The following is a 20,758-nucleotide window of genomic DNA, read 5'->3' on the forward strand; positions in this document are numbered from 1 at the left end:
GATGGCCGCAACCAGCGAGACCCTGATCGGCGTCGAGGACCTCGAACCACCCCGGTGGGCTTCCGTGGACGAGCAGGTGGCCGCCGCGGGGACGTGGCGGACGCTGTCCGCCGTCCCGTCGGCGACCGCGCTGGTCATCCGGCTCGCTTGGCGCACGTCGCCGTGGCTGACCGCGCTGGCCGGGATCGTGCAGGTGCTGTCCGGGTGCGTGACCGCGTTCGGGCTGCTCGCGACGGCGACCGTGTTCGCCCAGCTGCTCCAGGACGGTCCGACACCGCAGCGGCTGGTGTCCGCGCTGCCGTCGATCGGGCTGCTGGTCGGGTCGTTCGCGCTGCGGGCGCTGCTGGACAGCGCGGCCGCGGGCGTACAGGGAGCGTTGACGCCGCGGGTGCGGCGCGCGGCGCAGGACAGGCTGAACACCGTCGTGATCGGGGTGGACCTGGCGGCGTTCGACGACCCGGACTTCCGCGAGCTGGTGCGGCAGGGCGGGCGGCACGCGATGAGCTCGATCGAGATCGCCAACCGGGTGGTCGCGGACCTCCTCGCGGCGCTGGTCTCGCTGGTCGCGGCCATGGTCACGGCCGGTGTGCTGAACCCGTGGCTCGCTCCCGTGCTGCTGCTCGCGGCGGTCGCGGACGGCTGGGCGGCGATGCGGGTCGCGAAGCTCGGGTACGCGAACTTCCTGCGCATGGTGACCCGACAGCTGCGGCTGTTCGTGGTCGAGAACCTCATGGTGGCGCGGGACGTCGCGGTCGAGCGGTTCGCGCTCACGTTGCAGGAGCCGCTGATCGCCGAGCACCGGCGCATCGCCGACGACGTGACCGCCGAGGAGGTGCGGATGGAGGCGCACAAGACGGTGGTGCGGCTGGCCGGGCGGGCGTTGGCGGGGGTCGGCACCGGGATCGCGTACCTGGTGCTGGGGCTCCTGCTGCACTCCGGCCGGATGGAGCTCGCGCTGGCGGGTGCGGCGGTCGTCGCCATGCGGACCGCGGCGACGGCGCTGTCGACCACGATGTACGCGGTCAACCAGCTGTACGAGCACTCGTTCTACATCGACTTCTACCGGCGGCTCCTGCGCGTCGCGCGGGCCAGGCACCACGTGTCGACCGGGGTCACGGCGCCCACCGACCCCGGCGTGATCCGGCTGGAGGGCGTGACGTTCACCTACCCCGGCGCCGACCGGCCCGCGCTCGCGGGCATCGACCTGGAGATCGCCCGCGGCGAGGTCGTCGCGCTGGTGGGCGAGAACGGGTCCGGCAAGACCACCCTCGGCAAGATCATCACCGGGCTCTACCCGCCGGAAGCGGGTCGGGTGCTGTGGGACGACGTGGACATCGCCGCCGCGGACCGGGAGTCCGTGCACAGCAGGATCTCGGTCATCTCGCAGCAACCGGCGCACTGGCCGATGACCGCCGGGCACAACATCCGGGTCGGCAGGCTGGACCGCCACGACCCGCACGGCCGGGGGTGGGACGAGGCCGTCGACCAGTCCGGGGCGCGGTCGGTGCTGGCGGAGTTCCCGCGCGGCGAGAAGACGGTGCTGTCCAAGGACTTCAGGGACGGCCACGAACCCTCCGGCGGGCAGTGGCAGCGGATCGGCGTAGCCCGCGGCATCTACCGCGATGCCGCCATCCTGGTGGCCGACGAGCCCACCGCCGCGCTGGACGCCAAGGCCGAGCAGACCGTGTTCGCCGGGCTGCGGCACGCGGGCCGGTCCAGGACGACGGTCCTGGTGACGCACCGGCTGGCCAACATCCGGCACGTCGACCGGATCATCGTGCTGGAGGGCGGCCGCATCACCGCCCGCGGCACCCACGAGTCGCTGATGGCGGCAGGCGGCCTCTACCGCGACCTGTACGAGATCCAGGCGCGCGCCTACGAGACCTGAGCCAACGCGATCCGCCGCTCCACCAGCAGCTTCACCACGTACACGTCCGGGTCGACCCCCAGACCGGGACCGCCGTCGACCTTCCCGTACGCCTCCGCCAGCCGCCGGTGCGCCTCCGCGGCGTCGATCGCCTCGACCTCGCCGTGGTCGGCCAGCATCGTCCGCGCCGTGTCCACGTCCTTGGTGATGAACGCGTTCTTCACCACGCCCGCCAGGTTCTCGTCGACCAGGTACAGCCCCGCGTGCACGTCGTCGCCGTAGGAGTAGGTGCACAGCAGCGTCTGGTGGCCCTCGTCGGCGCGCTGGTCGACCACCCAGCACTCCCCCACCGCCAGCCCGTCCAACGCCGCCCGCCACACCGGTTCCGGCTGGTCCACGAGCTTGTCCGCCTCCACGTCCGCACCGGAGCCCGGCACCAGCACCGCCACCGCCCGCAACAACGCCAGGCTCCGCCTGCTCGGCACCGCCACCGCGTTCGCCACCACCCCCGGCCACACGTCCTCGTCGTGGGCGGGCGCCACAGCCGCGCTCAACGCGACCTCCACGTCCAACGGGTCGGTCAACTGCGGCAACTGCCGCGCCGCGTCCACCACGGCCCGCTGCGCCGGGGTCAACGGGGGCAGCGCCCCGCGGTGGGACTTCACGGGGATCGGCTTGCGCGTCGGCGTCCTGCGGCTCATCGCGCCCACGCTGCCACGTCGCGCACAGGACGTTGACACCGGTCCTGATCTCGGACGATCGAAACTGTCGGTGGTCGGTCGTACTCTCGCTGTCATGACCGGAACCGTCACCACGGCCGCGCTGGTGCGGCGGCTGTTCAACGTCACGGAGGCCTCCAGGTCGGCCTTCAACTGGTGGTACAGCAGGCGGCCGCGGGTCGCCGAGCACGCGCTGCGGCACGACGCCGTGGTGGTGAACGCGACCGACGCCGCGGAGGCCGAGGAGGTGTTCCGGCGGGACTCGCTCGGGTCCGCGTTGACCGCGCGGGGGCAGCCGGTGCTGGAGATCGACGACTGGCGGCCGGAGTTCGCGCTGCCGCACGTGTTCCACCACGCGGTGGAGCGGTTGGGGCGATTACCCGGCTGGGCGGAGTTCCGGGGGTTCTGCGAGGCGGACGAGCAGGCGTCGGCGATGTTGTGGCGGCCGTCCGCCGAGCTGATCGGGGAGGTGGTGGAGCGGGGCGTCGAGGGGTCGGTGGCGCGGGCGGCCATGCGGCGGCGCGTGGGGCGCGAGTACGCGGTGTTCGTGCGGTCACTGTACTTGGCGGCGGCGTTGCGGGAGCGCGGGCTCGGGGTGCTGGTGCACCCGTTGGCCGAGACCGTGTTCCGGGTCGACGCGTGGGCGGGGCGGGTGGTGTTCACCCTGAACGGGACCGTGCACCGGTCCGAGGAGCTGCTGTTCCAGGCGATGCCGCCGTTCTTCTTCGAATCGGTGCCGGGATCGGCCGACGGGCTGCCGTCGGGCGGGCAGCTGGACTCCGTGGTGCGGCGGCTGACGCCTGCGACATGATGTCGCGATGGAGCGGCTGGCCACCACGGAGGCAGTTCGGGCGCGGATGAGCAAGCAGCGCTCGCGCGACACGGAGATCGAGGTGGCACTGCGCCGCGAGCTGCACCGGCTCGGCCTGCGCTACCGGGTGCACCGCAGGCCAGTGCGCGCCGTGCGGCGGGAGGCGGACGTGGTGTTCGGGCCGTCGAAGGTCGCCGTGTTCGTCGACGGCTGCTTCTGGCACGGCTGCCCGGAGCACGGCACGTGGCCCAAGCGGAACAGCGAGTTCTGGCGCGCGAAGATCGAGACGAACCGGGCGCGGGACGCGAACACCGACCTGGTGCTGGCCGACGCCGGGTGGCTGTCGGTCCGGGTGTGGGAGCACGAGGCCGCCGAAGCCGCCGCGGTGCGGGTGCGCGAGGCGGTCGTGAGCCGCCGTTAGGGTGACCTGGTGACCGAGCAGTCCATACCGATGATCGACCTGTTCGCCGGGTGCGGCGGGATGACGTCGGGCTTCGTCGCGGCCGAGGGGTACCAGCCCGTCATGGCCGTCGAGTGGGACCTGCACGCGGCGGCGACGTACGCGGCGAACTTCGGCGAGGACCACATGCGGTGGGCCGACATCGCCACGATCCCGAACGACGAGGTCCCGCCCGCGGACCTGATCATCGGCGGTCCGCCGTGCCAGGGCTTCTCCGCGCTGGGCGCGCAGGACGTGCACGACCCGCGCAACAAGCTGTGGCAGGAGTACATCCGGTTCGTGCGGCACGCCGCGCCGAAGGTGTTCGTGATCGAGAACGTCGACCGCTTCCTGGCCTCCGGCGAGTTCGCGCTGCTGGAGTCCGAGGCGCGGCCGGGCGGGCTGCTGGAGGAGTACGTGCTCACCGTCGCGCTGCTGCTCGCGGCGGACTTCGGGGTGCCGCAGCGGCGCAAGCGCGCGATTGTCATCGGGTCCCGCATCGGCGAGATCCCGGTTCCCGCGCCCACGCACGCGCGGTCGGGCGACCTGCCGCGCTGGCACTCGGTGCGCGACGTGCTCACCGGGCTGCCGGAGCACCCGACGCGGACGACGCTGCCGCTGTCGCGGGTCGAGGTCTTCGGCACCGAGGTGCCCGGCCGGTTCAAGAGCGAGGACCTGCACATCGGCCGCAACCCGACCCCGTTGTCGTTGCGGCGCTACCGGGCGGTCCCGCCGGGCGGCGGCCGGTTCGACCTGCCCTACGAGCTGATGCCGCGCTGCTGGCAGGAGAAGAAGACCGGCACGACGGACGTGATGGGCCGGATGCGGTGGGACGAGCCGTCGCTGACGATCAGGACCGAGTTCTACAAGCCGGAGAAGGGCCGGTACCTGCACCCGCAGTGGGAGCCGGGCGACGACGGCCACCGGGTGGACCGGCCGATCACGCACCTGGAAGCGGCCCGGCTGCAGACCTTCGATGACACTTTCGAGTGGTGTGGGACCAAGATCCAAGTGGCGAAGCAGATCGGCAACGCGGTGCCCCCGATGCTCGCGAAAGCCTTGGCACAGCACATAAAACCGTATCTGACCGGAGTCGAGTCCACCCGGTCACGGTGTGCACTGTGTCCTGAGTAGACGGGACCGCCGCCGAAAATTGTCGGTGCCCGTTCCTACCGTGGCCCCATGACTACGACAAGCACGTACGACAGCCAGGTCCAGGTCGGCGAGGTCACCTACCGGGTGCAGGCCACCGCTCAGCAGGACGTGCTCCTGGAGGTGCTCGGCTCCGACCCCGAGGGCACGGTGGTGGCCGAGGGCATGCTCCGGCTCCCCGTCACCGGCGGCACGGCGGTGGGCAAGATGCTCGGCCGGGTCCTGGACGGGCTGGCCAAGATGGGCGCCCCGCCGACGTCGACGGCGGTGAAACCGGCCAACGCCAACCAACCGTGGACGCCGGAGCTCGACGAGGAGCTGCGCGAGACCTGGCTGAACCAGACCGCGCCGGTGTCCACGCCCGAGCTCATCAGGACGCTGGCGCTGCGGATGGGGCGCTCCTCGTCCTCGATCCGGTCCAGACTGCCCCGCGCGGGCTGCGATCCGGACGTGGTGGGCAGGCCGCTGTCCCCCGCCGCGGCCGAGGTGCTCGGGGTGAAGCTGTGAGGGCGGTGTGGGCCGCGCTGGCGGCGTTTGGCCGGTCCTTGGTCGTCGCGCTCCGACGACGGCGTTCCAACGCGGCAGCGATCCGAGCGTCCACTCCGGACCGGAGTGTTCCCGCTGACGCCGGGACGCGTCTGCTCCCCGTGGCGGACCACGAGGAGCAGACGCGGCAGGGGTGCGGCGGGGTCAGGAGGCGGTCACCAGCCGCTCAGCCCCGCACCGAACGGGTACAGCGGGTTCCCGTAGGTGCTGGGCACCGGTTGGCCCGCGTCGATCTTGGCCCGGATCTCGGTGCGCTGCGCCGCGGTGGCACCCAGGTCGTAGGGCAGGTCCCAGCTCTCCGTCGCGTCGGCGGGGATGTCGGTGCCGCCCGGCCACAGGACGTCGTTCAGGCTGCGCGGCAGCTGCCAGGGCAGCTTCCCGCGCGGGGTGTAGTCGCCGAACAGCATCCCCGCGACGGCCGGTCCCATCTCCTCGCCGCCGCGGTAGGTCACCATGATCGCGCTGGCCAGGTCGTTCCACTCGGTGATGACGTAGGGCCGCGGCAGCACCAGGACCACGACGACGGGGATGCCCTGGCGTTGGAAGTTCTGGATGACCGCCAGCTGGTCGGCGGGCAGGTAGGGCTGCTCCTTCACCCAGCTGGTGGCGTGGGTGTAGGAGGTCTCGCCCACGGCCACGACCGCGAGCTTCGGTGCCGGGCCGGTGTCTTGGTAGACGTTCACGCCCGCCTGGGCCGCCCTGGTCCTGATGGCGTCGAGCATCGTCTGGGAGCCGTACTCCTGGTGGAAGAAGCTGGTCCAGATGCAGCACGCCGACGTGTCGGCGGCCCGCGGTCCGGCGACCACGATGTTGTCGCCCGCCGCCAAGCGCACGGGGAGGACGCCGTTGGTGTTCTTGAGGAGGGTCATGGCCTCGCGGGAGGCCTGGTTGGCCAGGGCGGTGTAGGCCGGGGTGTGGAAGCGGTACGGCCCGTTGACCGGGTCGCCGTAGGGGTTCTCGAAGACGCCGAGCTTGAACTTGAGCCTCAGCACCCGGCGGACCGCGTCGTCGATGCGGGCGGCGGGCACACCGGCGGTGAAGGCGCCGATGCTGAAGCCGGCCGCACCGGGGTCGGCGCCGCCCATCACGTCCGAACCGGCGTTGGCCGCGCCGATCCACGAACCGGAAGGGAGCCAGTCCGTGGTGATGAGGCCGGTGAAGCCGAGGTTCTGCCTGAGGTAGGCCAGGATCTTGGCGCTGTCACCGGCTCCGGGACCACCGGGATCGATGAGGGAGCTGCCCGCGTAGCCGGGCATGATGTTGACCGCGCCGGCCTCCATGGCGGCCCGGAACGGGATCATGTGGTACTTCACGGTGACCGAGTCGTAGACGATGAGGGCTTCGCCGCCCGCGCCTTCGCCCGGCCAGTGCTTGACGGTCGCGAGGACCGAGGCCGGGTTCAGCTCGGGGCCGCCCTGCAGGCCCGCGACCAGGGCGCGGACCTGGGCGGCGGCGACCTCGGCGCTCTCGCCGTTGCCCTCCTGGATGCGGGGGTACAGCACCTTGGTGCCGACCTCGGCGAGCGGACCGAGGACGCCGCGGGTGCCGACCTCGAGCTGTTCGCGGCGCTGCATGTCGCCGAGCTTGTAGTCGAGCGGGTAGTCCTTGGCCGCGGCCAGGCCGCTCTGCGTCGGGTAGGTGGTCTTGTAGCCGTGGATGGTGTCGCTGGCTGACACGAACGGGATGCCCAGCCGGGTTCCGGCCGAGGTCAGCAGGGTGTTGTGCAGGTCCTGGGCCTCGGCGGGCCCGAAGTGCCAGCCCGACTGCGGGAAGGCCTGGGCGTTGTAGAACATCTGGTAGGCCTTCTCCTCGATCGTCATGCGACCGAGGAGGTCGTTGACCCGCGTCTCGACGGGCTGGCGCCAGTCCTCGTAGGGCTCGATGGTGCCGTTCTTGTTGAGGTCGCGGCTGCCGTTGACGACGCGGACGCCGTCGCTGACGGTCGTGAGGGTGGGGAGGTAGAGGCTGAACGTGCGGATGTTCGAGGCGTTGGTGGCACCGGCGCCGTCGACCGCGACGACGTACCACCGGTACGTCCAGCGGTCGGGGACGTCCCAGGTCGGCGTGTAGGTGGTGCCGGTGGTCTCGGCGACCTTCGTGTAGAGGTCGATGAGGTTGCCGGAGGCAGCGAAGTCGTAGTCGGTGCGGCTGATGTTGAGCCACACCTGGTAGCGCGCGGCGCCGCTGTAGGCCGCCCACGAGAAGGCGGGGCGTCGGGTGGTGGTGACCATGGCGTTGTCGGCCGGGGCGGACAGGGCGAACCTGCCGGTGACGGCGGGAGCCTTGGTGGGGCCGGACAGCAGGGGTGGGGTGGTCGCCGACTCGTCGACCGCGCCGAAGACCTGGAACTCCCACAGCGAGTACCCGTAGCCGGTGGCGCGGGTGGTGCCGTAGAAGCGAACGTAGCGGCCGGTGCCGTTGACGTTCAGCGTCTCGTTGCCGCCGGGGCCGGTGGTCGTGGAGTAGATGGACGTCCAGGTGGTGCCGTCGGTGGACACCTCGATGCGGTAGCCGGTGGCGTACGCAGCCTCCCAGGCCAACGTGACCTTGGTGATCGTGGCGCTGTTGCCGAGGTCGACGCGCAGCCACTGCGGGTCGACGCCGTGCTGGCTGGACCAGCGGGTCGACGCGCGGCCGTCCAGTGCGGCGGCGGGTGCGTTGCCGCCTTCCCACGATGAGGCGCTGACCTGCTTGAACTGCGAGATCGCGGTACCCGTCTGAGGAGGTGGGGTGGTGCCCGTGGAGCCGTAGACCTGGAACTCCCACAGGGAGTAGCCCCAGCCCGTGGCGCGGGCGGTGCCGGTGAGCCGGACGTACCGGCCGCTGCCGGTCACGGCCAGCGTCTGCGTGCCGCCGGTGGAGGTGGTCGTGGCGTAGACCTGCGTCCAGGTGGAGGCGTTCATCGAGGTCTCGACGCGGAACGCGGTGCCGTAGGCCGTCTCCCAGGTGAGCACCACGCTGTCGATCGTCGCGGTGGTGCCGAGGTCGACCTGCAACCACTGCGGGTCCGCGGCCGCGCTCGACCAGCGCGTGCCCAGGTCACCGTCGGTCGCGGCCGGGGCCGGGGTGCCCCCGTTCTCGACCGAGGACGCGGTGGTCGGCTTGCCCTGGGAGAGCAGCGTGCTCGCGGCCTGCGCCTTGGTCGCCGTGGTGACGAGGTAGGCGGCCAGCAGGGCGAGGACGACGGCGAACACCAAGGTCAGCCCTCTGCCTCGGCGACGGGAGAGGGGGTGGACAAGGGACGAGAACGGCATGGCGACTCCTGGCAGGGCGAGAGCACGACTCGAAACCGCTGCCGAGTGCGGGTCCGACAGCGGTGTCGACATCTGGGAGAGCGCTCTCCCGACCAAGGGTTGTCCACCCCGTACGAATCGTCAAGGCGTGTGACGACCGGTTTCTTTTCCGGCCACCCGGCACCCCACCGCACCCTCCGACTAGGGTCCGGCAGGTGTTCGTGCTGCACGGCCTCTGCACGGCCGATGGCCGGTTGGCGCTGTGGGCGGAAGACTCACAGCCACTCCACCACGCCCCCGATTCCCCTCCGAGCACACCCACCCCGCACCCGGATTCCTGGGGACACGGCGGGACGCAGGACGGCGTGACCGGCACCGGCGCGGACGGACCTGGGGCTGCTGGGTCTGCGGAGGCGGGCTCTGCGGAGGCGAGGTCTGCGGGCGCGGAGTCCGCGGACACCGACGCCGGAAGCGCTGCCGGGCCCCGGTCAAACGCCAACGCCAGGTCAGCGAGTACTGCCCTGACCCGGACAAGCGCCAACGGCGTCAGAAGTGCTGCCCGCCCCCTCGCCGGCGCCCAAGGTGGCGCTGTAGGTGCCGCGGGGAGCGGGACCGAGGCCGGACCTGGAGCTGGGGTCGGCGCCGAAACCGGGGCCGGGACCGGGGCTAAGGCTGGAATTGGAGCCGAGACCGGAACTGGGGCCGGAGCCGGGGCCGGGGCCGGGGTCGAGGGTGCGGCTGGAGCTGAGGCCAGGGCCGGAGCCGGAACTGGGACTGGGGCTGGGGCTGCGGGTGGGGGTGCAGATGGGCCTGGGGTTGGAGTGGGAGCGGAGGCACAGGTTGCGGCGGGGGTTGGGGGTGGGGCTGGAGAGTTGAGCGGGGTTGCTGGGCATCCGTTCGCGGTTGGTGGGGAGGTGTTGGCGGGGCTGCTGGGTGGGGGTGTGGTGGGGGCTGTGGTGGTGCGGTTGCCGTCCTCCGCCGTGCGGCCGGTGGCGTCGCCGGAGTTGGTGTGGGATCCGGGGGTGGAGGGCGAGGCGCCGCGGGGTGGGGTGGGGTTGCGGCGGTGGGTGGTGCCGGTCGTGGTGGTGGACGTCCTGCCCGAAGGGGTGGTGGGGGTTCGGACCGGGGTGTCCGTTCGGTACCTGGCTGAGGTGGCGGGGTTCGCGCGGGATCTGGTGGGGCGGGGGCGGGTGGTGCCTGCGGTTGCCGCGGGGGTGGCGGTGGCGCGGTGGGTTCCGGTGCTGTCCGGTGTGGACTCGGTGCGGTTCGGGGCGTTGAAGGAGTCGATGCCGCCGGTGTGCCGGGCTGTGGACGGGGTGGGGAGTCCGGGTGCGGTGTTGCGCGCTGTGGTGGACGGGCTGGTGGATCGGGAGGTGCGGGGGAGGCTTGGTGGGGGCGTCTCGTTGACGCGGGGGCGGACGGTGGTCGACCGGTGGTTGCGGGCGCTGGTGAAGGGGCCGGTGTTCGAGGCGGACGCGGGTGAGCTCGCTGTGCTGCGGGAGAAGTTGGGGGCATGGCGGAAGAGTGCCGAGCGGGAGAGTCCTGTTCGGATGTGCTTCCGGTTGAGCTCGCCGGACCAAGGCGGTCCGGCGAACGAGGGGTGGCGGCTGGAGTTCCTGTTGCAGGCGGTCGACGAGCCGAGCGTGGTGGTGCTCGCCGAGCAGGTCTGGCGGGACGACGGGGTGCTGTGGCGGTGGGTGGACCACCCGCAGGAGGTGCTGCTGGCCGAGCTGGGGCGGGCCAGCCGGATCTACCCGGAGCTGGACGAGGTGCTGCGGGAGCGGCATCCGGTCGGGGTGGAGCTGGACGCCGCGGGCGCGTACGAGTTCCTGACGCGGGCGGCCGCGTTGGCGCAGGCGGGGTTCGGGGTGCTGCTGCCCGCGTGGTGGCGGGAGCCGCGGGTGCTCGGGCTGAAGCTGACCACGACCACGCGCGGCGCGGTGGGCGTGGTGGAGTCGGAGAGCAAGCTCGGGCTCAAGGTGCTGGTGGACTACCGGTGGGACCTGGCGCTGGGTGAGGAGCGGCTGACCGAGGACGAGCTGGCCGAGCTGGCGGCGGCGAAGACGCCGCTGGTGCGGGTGCGCGGGCAGTGGGTGCACGTGGACCGGCAGCGGTTGACCGCGGGGCTCGCGTTCCTGAAGCGGGGCGGGACGGGGCGGATGCCCGCGGCGCAGGTGCTGTGGCGGTCCGGACTGCACCCGGACGAGGCGGAACTGCCCCTGCCGGTGACCGCGGTGAGCGGCGACGGGTGGCTCGGGGACCTGCTGTCGGGTCAGGCCGAGCAGCGGCTGGAGCTGGTGGAACCGCCGGACGGGCTGCACGCGACGCTGCGGCCCTACCAGCTGCGCGGCCTGGCGTGGCTGGCGTTCCTCGACGAGCTGGGGCTCGGGGCGTGCCTGGCCGACGACATGGGGCTGGGCAAGACGGTGCAGCTGCTGGCGTTGGAGGCCTTCACCCGCCAGCACGGCAAGCGGCCGCCGACGCTGGTGGTGTGCCCGATGTCGGTGGTCGGCAACTGGCAGCGCGAGGCCGCGCGGTTCACGCCGGGGCTGTCGGTGCACGTCCACCACGGCAGCGACCGGCTGACCGGCGTCGAGCTGCGGGCGGCGACGGCCGAGCACGACCTGGTGGTCACGACGTACACGACCGCGACGCGGGACGCGGCCCGGCTGGCCGAGGTCGACTGGGACCGGGTTGTGCTGGACGAGGCGCAGAACATCAAGAACAGCGCCACGTTGCAGTCGCGCGCGGTGCGGGGTTTCCGGGCGCGGCAACGGATCGCGCTCACCGGGACGCCCGTGGAGAACAGGCTGGCGGAGCTGTGGTCGATCATGGACTTCGCCAACCCCGGCGTGCTGGGGACGCTGAACGCGTTCCGGGCGCGGTTCGCCGTGCCGATCGAGCGCTACCGCGACGAGGACGCCGCCGTGCGGCTGCGCCGGGTCACCGGGCCGTTCGTGCTGCGGCGCATCAAGACCGACCCGCGGATCATCGACGACCTGCCGGACAAGCTGGAGATGAAGCAGCTCTGCACGCTCACCGTCGAGCAGGCCACGCTCTACCGGGCCGTGGTGAACGACATGCTGGAGCGGATCGAGGAAGCGGAGGGCTTGCAGCGCAAGGGCTTGGTGCTCGCGACGATGTCCAAGCTCAAGCAGGTCTGCAACCACCCGGCGCAGCTGCTCGGCGACGGCTCGCGGGTGGCCGGGCGCTCCGGCAAGCTCGACCGGCTGGAGGAGGTGCTGGAGGAGGCGCTGGCCGACGGCGACAAGGCGTTGTGCTTCACCCAGTTCACGAGGTTCGGCGACATGGTCGTGCCGCACCTGGCCGCACGGTTCGACACCGAGGTGCTGTTCCTGCACGGCGGCACGCCGCAGAAGGCGCGCGACCGGATGGTCGAGCGGTTCCAGTCCGACACCGGACCGTCGATCTTCGTGCTGTCGCTCAAGGCCGGTGGGACGGGGCTGAACCTGACCGCCGCCAACCACGTCATCCACCTGGACCGCTGGTGGAACCCCGCCGTCGAGGACCAGGCCACCGACCGGGCGTTCCGGATCGGGCAGCGCGACCACGTGCAGGTGCGGAAGTTCGTCTGCATCGGCACGCTGGAGGAGAAGATCGACACGATGATCGAGGAGAAGCGGTCGCTGGCCCAGCTCGTCGTGGGCGCCGGGGAGAACTGGCTGACGGAGCTGTCGACCGGGCAGCTGCGGGAGCTGCTCGCGCTGTCGCCGGAGGCCGTCGGTGGTTGAGCGCGGCCCGAAGCGCCCCCTGCGGGTCGACGGCGGGCTCACCCTGCGCAGCAAGCGCGGTGAGATCGCCCAGACGTGGTGGTCGCGGCGGTTCATCGAGGTGCTGGAGTCGTTCGGGATGGGCGGCAGGCTCGACCGGGGACGGGCCTACGCGCGGACCGGCCAGGTGCTCAGCATGTCGCTGTCGACCAGCATGGTGCTGGCGCTGGTCGCGGGCTCGCGGCCGAACCCCTACCGCGCGCGGATCGGCGTGAAGAAGTTCGACGACGACGAGTGGCGGCTGATCGAGCGGGCGCTGGCCGGGCAGGCCATCTTCACGGCCAAGCTGCTGGCGGGCGAGATGCCGGTCGAGGTCGAGGAGGTGTTCGCGGAGCTGGGCCTGGCGCTGTTCCCGTCGACGATGCGGGAGCTGTCGATGGACTGCACCTGCCCCGACTGGGAGGTGCCGTGCAAGCACCTGGCCGCCACCTGCTACCTGCTCGCGGAGTCGTTCGACACCGACCCGTTCGAGATCTTCGCCTGGCGCGGCCGGGAACGCGGTGAGCTGCTGGAGAACCTGCGGGCGCTGCGCGGGGCCGTACGGGAGCAGGAGCGGCGGCAGGAGGAGGTGGTGGTCGGGCTGGAGGACTGCCTGGACACCTTCTGGGAACGGCCGACCGTCGCCGCGGTGGCCGCGGGCGACCTGGTCGCGGGGCCGCCGGACGCGGTGCTGGACCAGCTGGACCCGTTGCCGCTGGTGGTGCGCAAGCGGAACGTGGCGGACCTGCTGCGGCCCGCCTACCGGGCGATGGTCGAGGGTCCGCCCGCTCAGGGCTGATCCGACTGGTCGCGCACCGTGCCGACGCGGATGTCGCCGGGGCGCATCTCGCTGCCCGCGCAGGTGGGCGGCCCGGTGCGCTCGTCGGAGTCGTGGTCGCGACTGGGCCGACCAACTATGTTACCGACTGGTAGCGTGCCGCTGAGCGGACATGACCCGAAGGGAGCCAACGGTGGCGGACTCGCTGTTCGACCCCAACAGCTACGACCCCCAGCACCTCGACGAGGAGAGCAGGCGGTTGTTGCGGGCGACGATCGACTGGTTCGAGAACCGGGGGAAGCGGCAGCTGACCAAGGACGACCAGGAGCGGGTCTGGTACACCGAGTTCCTCGACTTCGTGAAGCGCGAGAAGCTGTTCGCGAAGTTCCAGACGCCCGCTGCGGACGCCGACGGCGACCCGGACAAGCGCTGGGACGCCGCGCGCAACGCCGCGCTGAGCGAGGTGCTGGGCTTCTACGGCCTGCAGTACTGGTACGCCTGGCAGGTCACGATCCTGGGCCTCGGCCCGATCTGGATGAGCGGCAACGCCACCGCCCGCAAGCGCGCGGCCGACCTCCTCGACGGCGGCGCGGTGTTCGCGTTCGGTCTGTCGGAGAAGGAGCACGGCGCGGACGTCTACTCCACGGACATGATCCTCACGCCCGCAGGCGATGGGACGTTCAGGGCGAACGGCGGCAAGTACTACATCGGCAACGGCAACGTGGCCGGGATGGTGTCGGTCTTCGGCCGCCGCGCGGACGTCGAGGGCGCCGACGGGTACGTGTTCTTCGCCGTCGACAGCCAGGACGAGCACTTCCACCTGGTCCAGAACGTCGTCGACTCGCAGATGTTCGTCAGCGAGTTCCGCCTGGAGGACTACCCGATCGGCGCGGACGACCTGCTGCACAGCGGCGCGGAGGCGTTCAGCGCGGCGCTGAACACGGTCAACGTCGGCAAGTTCAACCTGTGCACGGCGTCGATCGGCATCAGCGAGCACGCCTTCTACGAGGCGATCACGCACGCGCACAACCGGATCCTCTACGGCAACCCGGTCACCGACTTCCCGCACGTGCGGCAGGCCTTCGTCGACGCGTACGCCCGGCTGGTCGCGATGAAGCTGTTCGCGGACCGCTCGGTCGACTACTTCCGCTCCGCCTCCCCCGAGGACCGCCGCTACCTGCTGTTCAACCCCATCACCAAGATGAAGGTGACCAGCGAGGGCGAGCAGGTGATCGACCTGCTGTGGGACGTGATCGCGGCCAAGGGGTTCGAGAAGGACACCTACTTCGCCCGCGCCGCCCGCGACATCCGCGCGCTGCCCAAGCTCGAGGGCACCGTGCACGTGAACCTGGCGCTGGTGCTCAAGTTCATGCCGAACTACCTGTTCAACCCGACCGAGTACGACGCGGTGCCGACCCGGCACGACCCGGCCGACGACGAGTTCTTCTTCCGCCAGGGCCCGGCCCGCGGTCTGGGGCAGATCCGGTTCACCGACTGGGAGGTGCCCTACCGCGCGTTCGCGGACGTGCCGAACGTCGCGCGCTTCCACGAGCAGGCGGCGGCGTTGAAGACGCTGCTCACCACGGCCGCGCCGGACGCCGACCAGCAGAAGGACCTGGACTTCCTGCTGAACCTCGGCCACCTGTTCACGCTCGTCGTCTACGGCCAACTGGTCCTGGAGCAGGCCGAGCTGGCGGGTCTCGGCGGTGACCTGCGGGACACCCGCGCCCAGTCGGGCGAGGCGTCCGGGAAGGGTGTCGGGCACCCCGCCCTCCGCGACGTGCTCGACCAGGTCTTCGACGTCCTGGTCCGCGACTTCTCCGGCTACGCGGTCGCCCTGCACGGCAAGGCCTCCTCCACCGACGCCCAGCAGGCGTGGGCGTTGGGCCAGGTCCGCAAGCCGGTCGTCGACGAGGCCAGGTTCGGCCGCGTCTGGGAGCAGGTCAAGGCGCTGTCCGGCGCCTACGAGATGCGGCCCTAGACCGGCACGATCCGCCCCACCTCACGGCCGCCGCCGAGCACCGGGACGCTCAGGTGCGCGGCGGCCGCCGTGACGTCGAACCCCAGTGACCGCAAGGCCGCCAGTCCGATCGCGGTGGTCGCGCGCAGGCCGCCGTCGATCACCTTCACCGCCACCGCGTGCCCCTCGGCGGTCGCCAGCACCAGCACGCCCTCCGCGCCGCCCTTGGCCACCACGCCGGGCAGCAGCCGCATGACCTCGGTGTTCACGTGCCCCGGCCCGCCGACGAACTCCGGGTGCGCCCGCATCGCGTCGGCCACCGGCGTGTGCACCAACCCCCGCACGGCGCGCGCCAGCCCCACCAACGACACCGCGAACAGCGGCGCGCCGCACCCGTCGACCGCGGTGTGCGTGGACCGCTCCCCCGCCAACGCCTCCAGCCCGGCCCGCACCAGCACCTGGAACGGGTGCTCGGGGTCGAGGTAGTCGTCCACCGACCAGCCCGACGCCACGCAGCCCGCGAGCATCCCGGCGTGCTTGCCGGAGCAGTTCATCCGGATCCGCGAGGGCTTCTCCCCCGCCCTGATCAGGTCGTCGCGGGTCGGCTCGTCCTCCGGCCACGACTCGACGCACCGCAGCGCGTCCGGCGTGAGCCCGGCGTCGGCGAGCACCCGCGAGACCACCTCCACGTGCCGGTCGAGCCCGGTGTGGCTGCCCGCGGCGACAGCCAGCGCGGGCCCCTCCAACGGCGCTCCCGCGGCCAGGCACGCCAAGGCCTGGAACGGTTTCGCCGTCGAGCGGGGCAGCACCGGGTCGTCGACCGGGCCCCGGCGGAGCGCGACGGCTCCGGACGGGTCGAGGCCGACGACGCTGCCGAAGTGCCTGCTCTCGACGAAACCGGACCTCGTCACCTCAGCGAGCGGATCGTGCACTGCGGGCCTCCAGGTACCGGGCGAGCTTGGACAGCGACGCGTTCACCACGAGGTACACCAGCGCCACCACGAGGAACGTCTGGATCAGCAGGTGGTTGAAGTTCGCCAGCACCCGGCCGCTCTGCAACAGCTCCAGGTAGCTCACCACGTACCCCAGCGCGGTGTCCTTGAGCAGGCCCACGGTCTGGCTCACCAGCGACGGCAGGACGTTGCGGACCGCCTGCGGCAGCACGACCAGCCGCATGTTCTGCGCGTGCGTCAGCCCGAGCGACGCCCCGGCCTCGCCCTGCCCCCGGTCCACCGCGAGCACCCCCGCCCGGAAGATCTCGGCGAACTGGGCGGCGTGCGAGAACGCCAGCGGCAGCACCAGCTTCCAGAACAGCGGCAGGTCCAGCCCGTAAGCCGGCAGCACGAACAGCACCACGTAGATCAGCAGCAGCACCGGGATCGTGCGCATCACCTCGACGTACGCCCGGAACGGCCAGGGGAACGCCGACATCCGGCCGAACGCGAGCCCCAGCCCGGCGACCGACGCCAGCGCGAACACGGCCGCCGCGGCCAGGACCGTGGCCCACAGCCCGGTGAGCAGGTACCGCCACACCGGCCAGGTCAGGAACGGCCGCCACTTCGCGAGCTCCAGCTGGCCCGCCGCGTCGAACCGGCGGACGGCCACGACGACCAGCGCCAGCACCACCAGCACGGAGACGGCGGTCGCGACCCGGCTCCGACGACGGCCGCGCGGCCCCGGCGGGTCGAACATCACGTGGCCAGCCTCCGCTCCAGCAGCCCGGCCAGACCGCCGATGCCCGCCGCGAGCAGCGCGTAGCAGAGGCCCGCGCCGACGAAGATGGGGATGGGCAGCGCCTCCACGAGGTTCACCCGGTTCGCCGACGCGGTCAGCTCGACCACCCCCGCCACGGCGGCCAGCGACGTGTTCATGGTCAGCGCGATCCCGATGTTCCCCAACGGCTGCACGACCCGCCGCGCCGCCTGCGGCACGACGACGTGCCGCAGCGTCTGCCCGAACGTCAGCCCGAGCGCGCGGGCGGCCTCGCCTTGCCCTTGGGCGACGGTGTTGACACCGGACCGCAGGGCCTCGGCGACGTAGGCGGCCTCGTACAGGGAGATCACCACGACGGCCGTGGTGAACAGCGGGAACCGGACGCCGACCTCGGGCAGCCCGAACACGAACAGCACCAGCCACACCAGCAGCGGGATGTTCTGGAACGTCTCCACGTACCCGGTGCCGACCGCGCGCAGCACCCCCAGCGGCCCGATCCGCAGCACGACCACGACCAGGCCGAGCGCGAACGCGCCGGTGAACGACAGCGCCACGAGCGCGAGCGTCGTCAGGAAGCCGTCGACGAGCGCCGGGAGGTGGCTCACGAGCCCTGTGCGGAGCCGATCACCGGCGGGGCCGGCGGGTCGCCCGCCACCACGGTGCCGATGGAGCCGCGCCACACGTCCTGCCACAGCCCGGACTTCTGGATCTCGCGCAGCCAGTCGTTCACGAACTGCTTGAACTGGTCGTCGCCGTGCTTGAGGCCGATGCCGTAGGGATCGGTGGTGAACGGCTCGCCGACCAGCTGGAGGTCCTTGTCCTGGGCCGCGTCGGCGATCAGCAGCGCCTGGTCCTGCACGTACGCCTCGCCGCGTCCCTGCCGCAGCGCGGTCAGGCACTCCGGGTCGGACCCGAACTCGACGATCTCGGCGGTCGGCGCCGCGGCCTTGACCGCGGCGATCGACGGGGTGTTCGCGCCCGCGATCACCTTGTGCCCGGCCAGGTCGGCGGGCTTCGCGATGCCGCCCGTGCCGCGCCGGACGGCGATGGCCTGCCCGGACGAGTAGTACGGCCCGGCGAACGCGACGCGTTCCGCGCGCTGCGGGGTGATCGTGTAGGTCTGCAGGACCACGTCCACGGTCCCGTTGGCCAGCAGCGGCTCGCGGGTCTCGGAGGTCGCGGTGACGAGCCTGGTCTTCGGCTCGCCGAGGATGTACTTGGCGAGCAGCTTGCCCAGGTCGGCGTCGAAGCCGGTCAGCCGACCGGTGCCGGGGTCCTGCTGGGACAGCAGCGGGGCGTCGAGCGAGCCGCCGACCAGCAGCTCACCGCGTTGTCTGATGCGGGCCATCGTCGACCCGGCGGGCAGGTCCGCCGCGACCGGCGCCTTGGCCACGAGCGCGTCGATCCCGGACGTCGGGGCAGTGCCGGGCACCGAGGACTCGCCACCGGAACACCCGGCGACCACGAGCAGGACCACCACCGACAACGTTGTCCAACGCATGAAACCCGAGGCTAACGGTCCTGGTCGAACAAGGTCAACGGGCGAGCACGGCCTCGACGATCACGTTCTCCCGGTAGCTGCTCACCGTGTGGTCGAACGTGCCGCCGCAGGTCACCAGGCGCAGCTCGGACACCGGGGTCGGGCCGTACACGGCGTCGGTGGGGAACGCCGACTTCTCCACGGCGTAGGTCCGGTCGACCACGAACTTGACGGCGCTGCCGTCCTCGCGGTCCACGAACACCTGGTCCCCCGGCTTGAGGTCGGCCAGCCGGTAGAACACGCCGGGCCCGGTCTTCGAGTCGACGTGCCCCGCGATGACCGCCGGGCCCGCGTCGCCGGGCGCCACGCCGTCGGAGTACCAGCCGAGCACGTCCGCCCGGTCCGGCGGCACGAGCACGCCGGTCTTGTGGTCGACGGCCGTGCGGGTGACCACGGTGTCGACCGCGATCGAGGGGATGCGCACGGACACCGGACTGGGCGCGGTGGGCTCGTCGCCCGCGGGCTTCACGACGTAGGCGAACAGCACCAGGGCGCCGACCGCGACGGCGACCTTGCCCTTGTTCACGACGCCGTCCGATCCCGCCGGGACCACAGGACGCAGGCGCACACCAGCACCGCGGCGAACGGCACGACCGGCCACGAGGTGCCGCCGGGCCCGTCGGCCGTGCCGCCGAACCCGGTCTCCAGGGCGCCGCCCGGCACGACCTCCGACGACTTCGCGTCGGCCCTGATCGACGCGGTCACCTTGCCGTCGAGCTCCAGCACCACCACGGTGTACACCCCGCTGGCCTCCAGGTTCGCCACCAGCGTCACCGGGCTCGCCCCGCGCGGCGTCACCTGCAACGAGGACGAACCGGGGTCCACGAGCGCGTACAGCGTCGGTTCGGCGAACACGGCCTGCTGGATGAGCAGCGAGCCGTCGCGGACCAGGTCGGCGGAGGTGGAGCCGGGCGCGGCGTTGATCATCCGCAGCCGGGCCTTGCCCGCCTGCGGCAGCGTGACGTCGTCGTCCAGCACCTTCAGCGACAGCTTGTCGGTGGTGCCCAGGCCGGCGACGGTGTACGCGCGGCCCTGGGTGGCGTGGACGGTCGTGGAGAGCAGCGGCTTGGACTCCGGGTCGGCGCCCAGCGGACGCCACTCGACGGTGTAGTCACCGGCCTCGACCCGCCGGTAGTCCAGCAGGTCGCCGTAGTCCACGCCCTTGGTGAGGACCGACGTGCCGCCCGCCTTCGGGGTGAGCAGGATGTCGACGCCCGACGTTCCGGGGGCCAGGTGGGCCAGTCGGAGGTACGTACCGGTGGCCGCGTGCGCCGAAGGTGCCAGTACCAGCAGGAAGAGCAGAACCACACCAGCACGGATAGCGCGCACCGCGTATCTCCCTCCGCAGGCCCGGCCCTCGACGGTACCGCGCCGGGGTACCCGTTCGGGGGCCGGAAAAAGCGTGAGCCGCCAACCCCCGTGGGGATTGGCGGCTCACGCGAGTCCGAGGACTCAATGAGTCAGGAGACTCGGATCAGCCGAGCGGACGGACCGACTGGGCCTGCGGACCCTTCTGACCCTGTCCGATCTCGAACTCCACGCGCTGGTTCTCTTCCAGGCTGCGGTAGCCGCTGGTCTGGATCTCCGAGTAGTGCACGAACACGTCGGCGCCACCGTTGTCCGGGGAGATGAAGCCGAAGCCCTTCTCCGAGTTGAACCACTTCACGGTGCCTTCTACAGCCATCTTGCTACTTCTCCTCTAACAGGTGCGCTGGGACCGAAGTCGCAGTTGCGGCAACTTCCGCCAGACCCGGAGGAAAGCTTCGCGCCCGCAACGTCGTTCCGCGAGCGTGGTCAAACACGAACACAGAAACTTTTTACGACCTCGGACAGTCAACCACGCGGAACCTGCGCGCGTCGAGCCGAGATTTTTCAGCCCGCCGGGCTGCTACGCTCGGCTCAGCTGTGGTCACTCTGCGGCGACGTACCGCCGAGCCGAGCCCGAGGAGCGCCGCCGTGCCGGAACCCGTCCTGCTCTCCATCGCCACCGCTGTCGTCACCAAGGCCGTCGCGGGCCTCTACCAGCTGGTCAGGACGAAGCTGGCGGGCGACCCGGCGGCCATCGCCGTGCTGGAGGCGGCCGAGACCGCGGGCGCCGGTTCCCCCGAGGTGGCCGAGCTGGGCAGCGCGCTAGATGTTGTGACTAGTGAGGTTGTGAACGGCGTGTCGAGTTGAACAAGCGAGGACCTCTGGGCGAAGTGGATGTGTCTGACGCATCCGATCCGCACAC

General features: G+C 71.6%; 18 protein-coding genes. 9 read left to right on the plus strand and 9 right to left on the minus strand.

The annotated features are described in order from the left end of the window. Position 1 precedes the first annotated feature (1 nt). A complete protein-coding gene (locus CLV43_RS35550) occupies positions 2 to 1,888 on the plus strand; it encodes an ABC transporter ATP-binding protein (protein WP_106192976.1) in 1,887 nt (628 codons plus the stop codon). Here CLV43_RS35550 and CLV43_RS35555 read toward each other — a convergent pair. Then, a complete protein-coding gene (locus CLV43_RS35555; RefSeq protein WP_146175028.1) occupies positions 1,876 to 2,568 on the minus strand; it encodes a hypothetical protein in 693 nt (230 codons plus the stop codon). The two genes, CLV43_RS35550 and CLV43_RS35555, sit on opposite strands and share 13 nt — an antisense overlap. 94 nt (positions 2,569 to 2,662) lie before the next feature. Here CLV43_RS35555 and CLV43_RS35560 point away from each other — a divergent pair, with 94 nt between their 5' ends. The 4 genes from CLV43_RS35560 to CLV43_RS35575 are packed head-to-tail and all read left to right on the plus strand — an operon-like array spanning position 2,663 to position 5,495. Further along, a complete protein-coding gene (locus tag CLV43_RS35560; protein WP_106192980.1) occupies positions 2,663 to 3,397 on the plus strand; it encodes a hypothetical protein in 735 nt (244 codons plus the stop codon). Between the two features lie 7 nt (positions 3,398 to 3,404). Continuing rightward, entirely contained in the window at positions 3,405 to 3,818 is a 414-nt protein-coding gene (locus CLV43_RS35565; RefSeq protein WP_106192981.1) for a very short patch repair endonuclease, read from the plus strand. Positions 3,819 to 3,827: 9 nt separating this feature from the next. Continuing rightward, positions 3,828 to 4,970, plus strand: coding sequence for a DNA cytosine methyltransferase (locus CLV43_RS35570; RefSeq protein WP_245887199.1), 1,143 nt, complete (start codon positions 3,828 to 3,830; stop codon positions 4,968 to 4,970). A 48-nt stretch (positions 4,971 to 5,018) separates the two neighbouring features. Continuing rightward, positions 5,019 to 5,495 (plus strand): hypothetical protein, encoded by a 477-nt coding sequence (locus tag CLV43_RS35575; protein WP_106192983.1) that lies wholly within the window; start codon positions 5,019 to 5,021, stop codon positions 5,493 to 5,495. A gap of 194 nt (positions 5,496 to 5,689) precedes the next feature. On the opposite strand, the gene CLV43_RS50370 is transcribed toward CLV43_RS35575, so the two are convergent. Continuing rightward, the gene (locus CLV43_RS50370) at positions 5,690 to 8,788 is read right to left on the minus strand and encodes a discoidin domain-containing protein (protein ID WP_106192985.1); all 3,099 of its coding nucleotides are present in this window, start codon (positions 8,786 to 8,788) and stop codon (positions 5,690 to 5,692) included. Positions 8,789 to 9,711: 923 nt separating this feature from the next. On the opposite strand from CLV43_RS50370, the gene CLV43_RS35585 reads away from it, so the two are divergent. From CLV43_RS35585 to CLV43_RS35595, 3 genes are all read left to right on the plus strand, one after another. Continuing rightward, positions 9,712 to 12,519, plus strand: coding sequence for a DEAD/DEAH box helicase (locus CLV43_RS35585; protein ID WP_342749840.1), 2,808 nt, complete (start codon positions 9,712 to 9,714; stop codon positions 12,517 to 12,519). Further along, on the plus strand, positions 12,512 to 13,336 hold the full coding sequence (locus CLV43_RS35590) for an SWIM zinc finger family protein (protein WP_106192988.1): 825 nt from the start codon (positions 12,512 to 12,514) through the stop codon (positions 13,334 to 13,336). Before CLV43_RS35585 ends, CLV43_RS35590 begins: the two co-directional genes overlap by 8 nt. 151 nt (positions 13,337 to 13,487) lie before the next feature. Then, a complete protein-coding gene (locus CLV43_RS35595; RefSeq protein WP_211304706.1) occupies positions 13,488 to 15,296 on the plus strand; it encodes an acyl-CoA dehydrogenase family protein in 1,809 nt (602 codons plus the stop codon). Here CLV43_RS35595 and CLV43_RS35600 read toward each other — a convergent pair. The 7 genes from CLV43_RS35600 to CLV43_RS35630 form a co-directional block, all read right to left on the minus strand. Then, positions 15,293 to 16,186, minus strand: a complete 894-nt coding sequence (locus CLV43_RS35600; protein ID WP_245887200.1) for an asparaginase — start codon at positions 16,184 to 16,186, stop codon at positions 15,293 to 15,295. The two genes, CLV43_RS35595 and CLV43_RS35600, sit on opposite strands and share 4 nt — an antisense overlap. Position 16,187: 1 nt before the next feature. Further along, entirely contained in the window at positions 16,188 to 16,967 is a 780-nt protein-coding gene (locus CLV43_RS35605) for an amino acid ABC transporter permease (protein ID WP_106193065.1), read from the minus strand. Further along, positions 16,967 to 17,593, minus strand: a complete 627-nt coding sequence (locus CLV43_RS35610; protein WP_106192993.1) for an amino acid ABC transporter permease — start codon at positions 17,591 to 17,593, stop codon at positions 16,967 to 16,969. The genes CLV43_RS35605 and CLV43_RS35610 overlap by 1 nt, the downstream gene beginning before the upstream one ends. After that, a complete protein-coding gene (locus tag CLV43_RS35615; protein ID WP_106192995.1) occupies positions 17,590 to 18,489 on the minus strand; it encodes a glutamate ABC transporter substrate-binding protein in 900 nt (299 codons plus the stop codon). The genes CLV43_RS35610 and CLV43_RS35615 overlap by 4 nt, the downstream gene beginning before the upstream one ends. A gap of 34 nt (positions 18,490 to 18,523) precedes the next feature. Further along, positions 18,524 to 19,096, minus strand: a complete 573-nt coding sequence (locus tag CLV43_RS35620; RefSeq protein ID WP_245887201.1) for a class F sortase — start codon at positions 19,094 to 19,096, stop codon at positions 18,524 to 18,526. Beyond that, entirely contained in the window at positions 19,051 to 19,836 is a 786-nt protein-coding gene (locus tag CLV43_RS35625) for a DUF4397 domain-containing protein (protein WP_170156160.1), read from the minus strand. Before CLV43_RS35625 ends, CLV43_RS35620 begins: the two co-directional genes overlap by 46 nt. A 166-nt stretch (positions 19,837 to 20,002) precedes the next feature. Continuing rightward, positions 20,003 to 20,212 carry a cold-shock protein gene (locus CLV43_RS35630; RefSeq protein WP_106192998.1) on the minus strand — a complete coding sequence of 70 codons (210 nt, stop codon included), beginning with the start codon at positions 20,210 to 20,212 and terminating at the stop codon, positions 20,003 to 20,005. Positions 20,213 to 20,484: 272 nt separating this feature from the next. Here CLV43_RS35630 and CLV43_RS35635 point away from each other — a divergent pair, with 272 nt between their 5' ends. Then, on the plus strand, positions 20,485 to 20,703 hold the full coding sequence (locus tag CLV43_RS35635) for a hypothetical protein (protein WP_106193000.1): 219 nt from the start codon (positions 20,485 to 20,487) through the stop codon (positions 20,701 to 20,703). The last annotated feature ends 55 nt before the right edge of the window (positions 20,704 to 20,758 follow it).

Origin of the sequence: Umezawaea tangerina (assembly GCF_003002815.1) — a bacterium.
GTDB classification, from domain to species: domain Bacteria; phylum Actinomycetota; class Actinomycetes; order Mycobacteriales; family Pseudonocardiaceae; genus Umezawaea; species Umezawaea tangerina.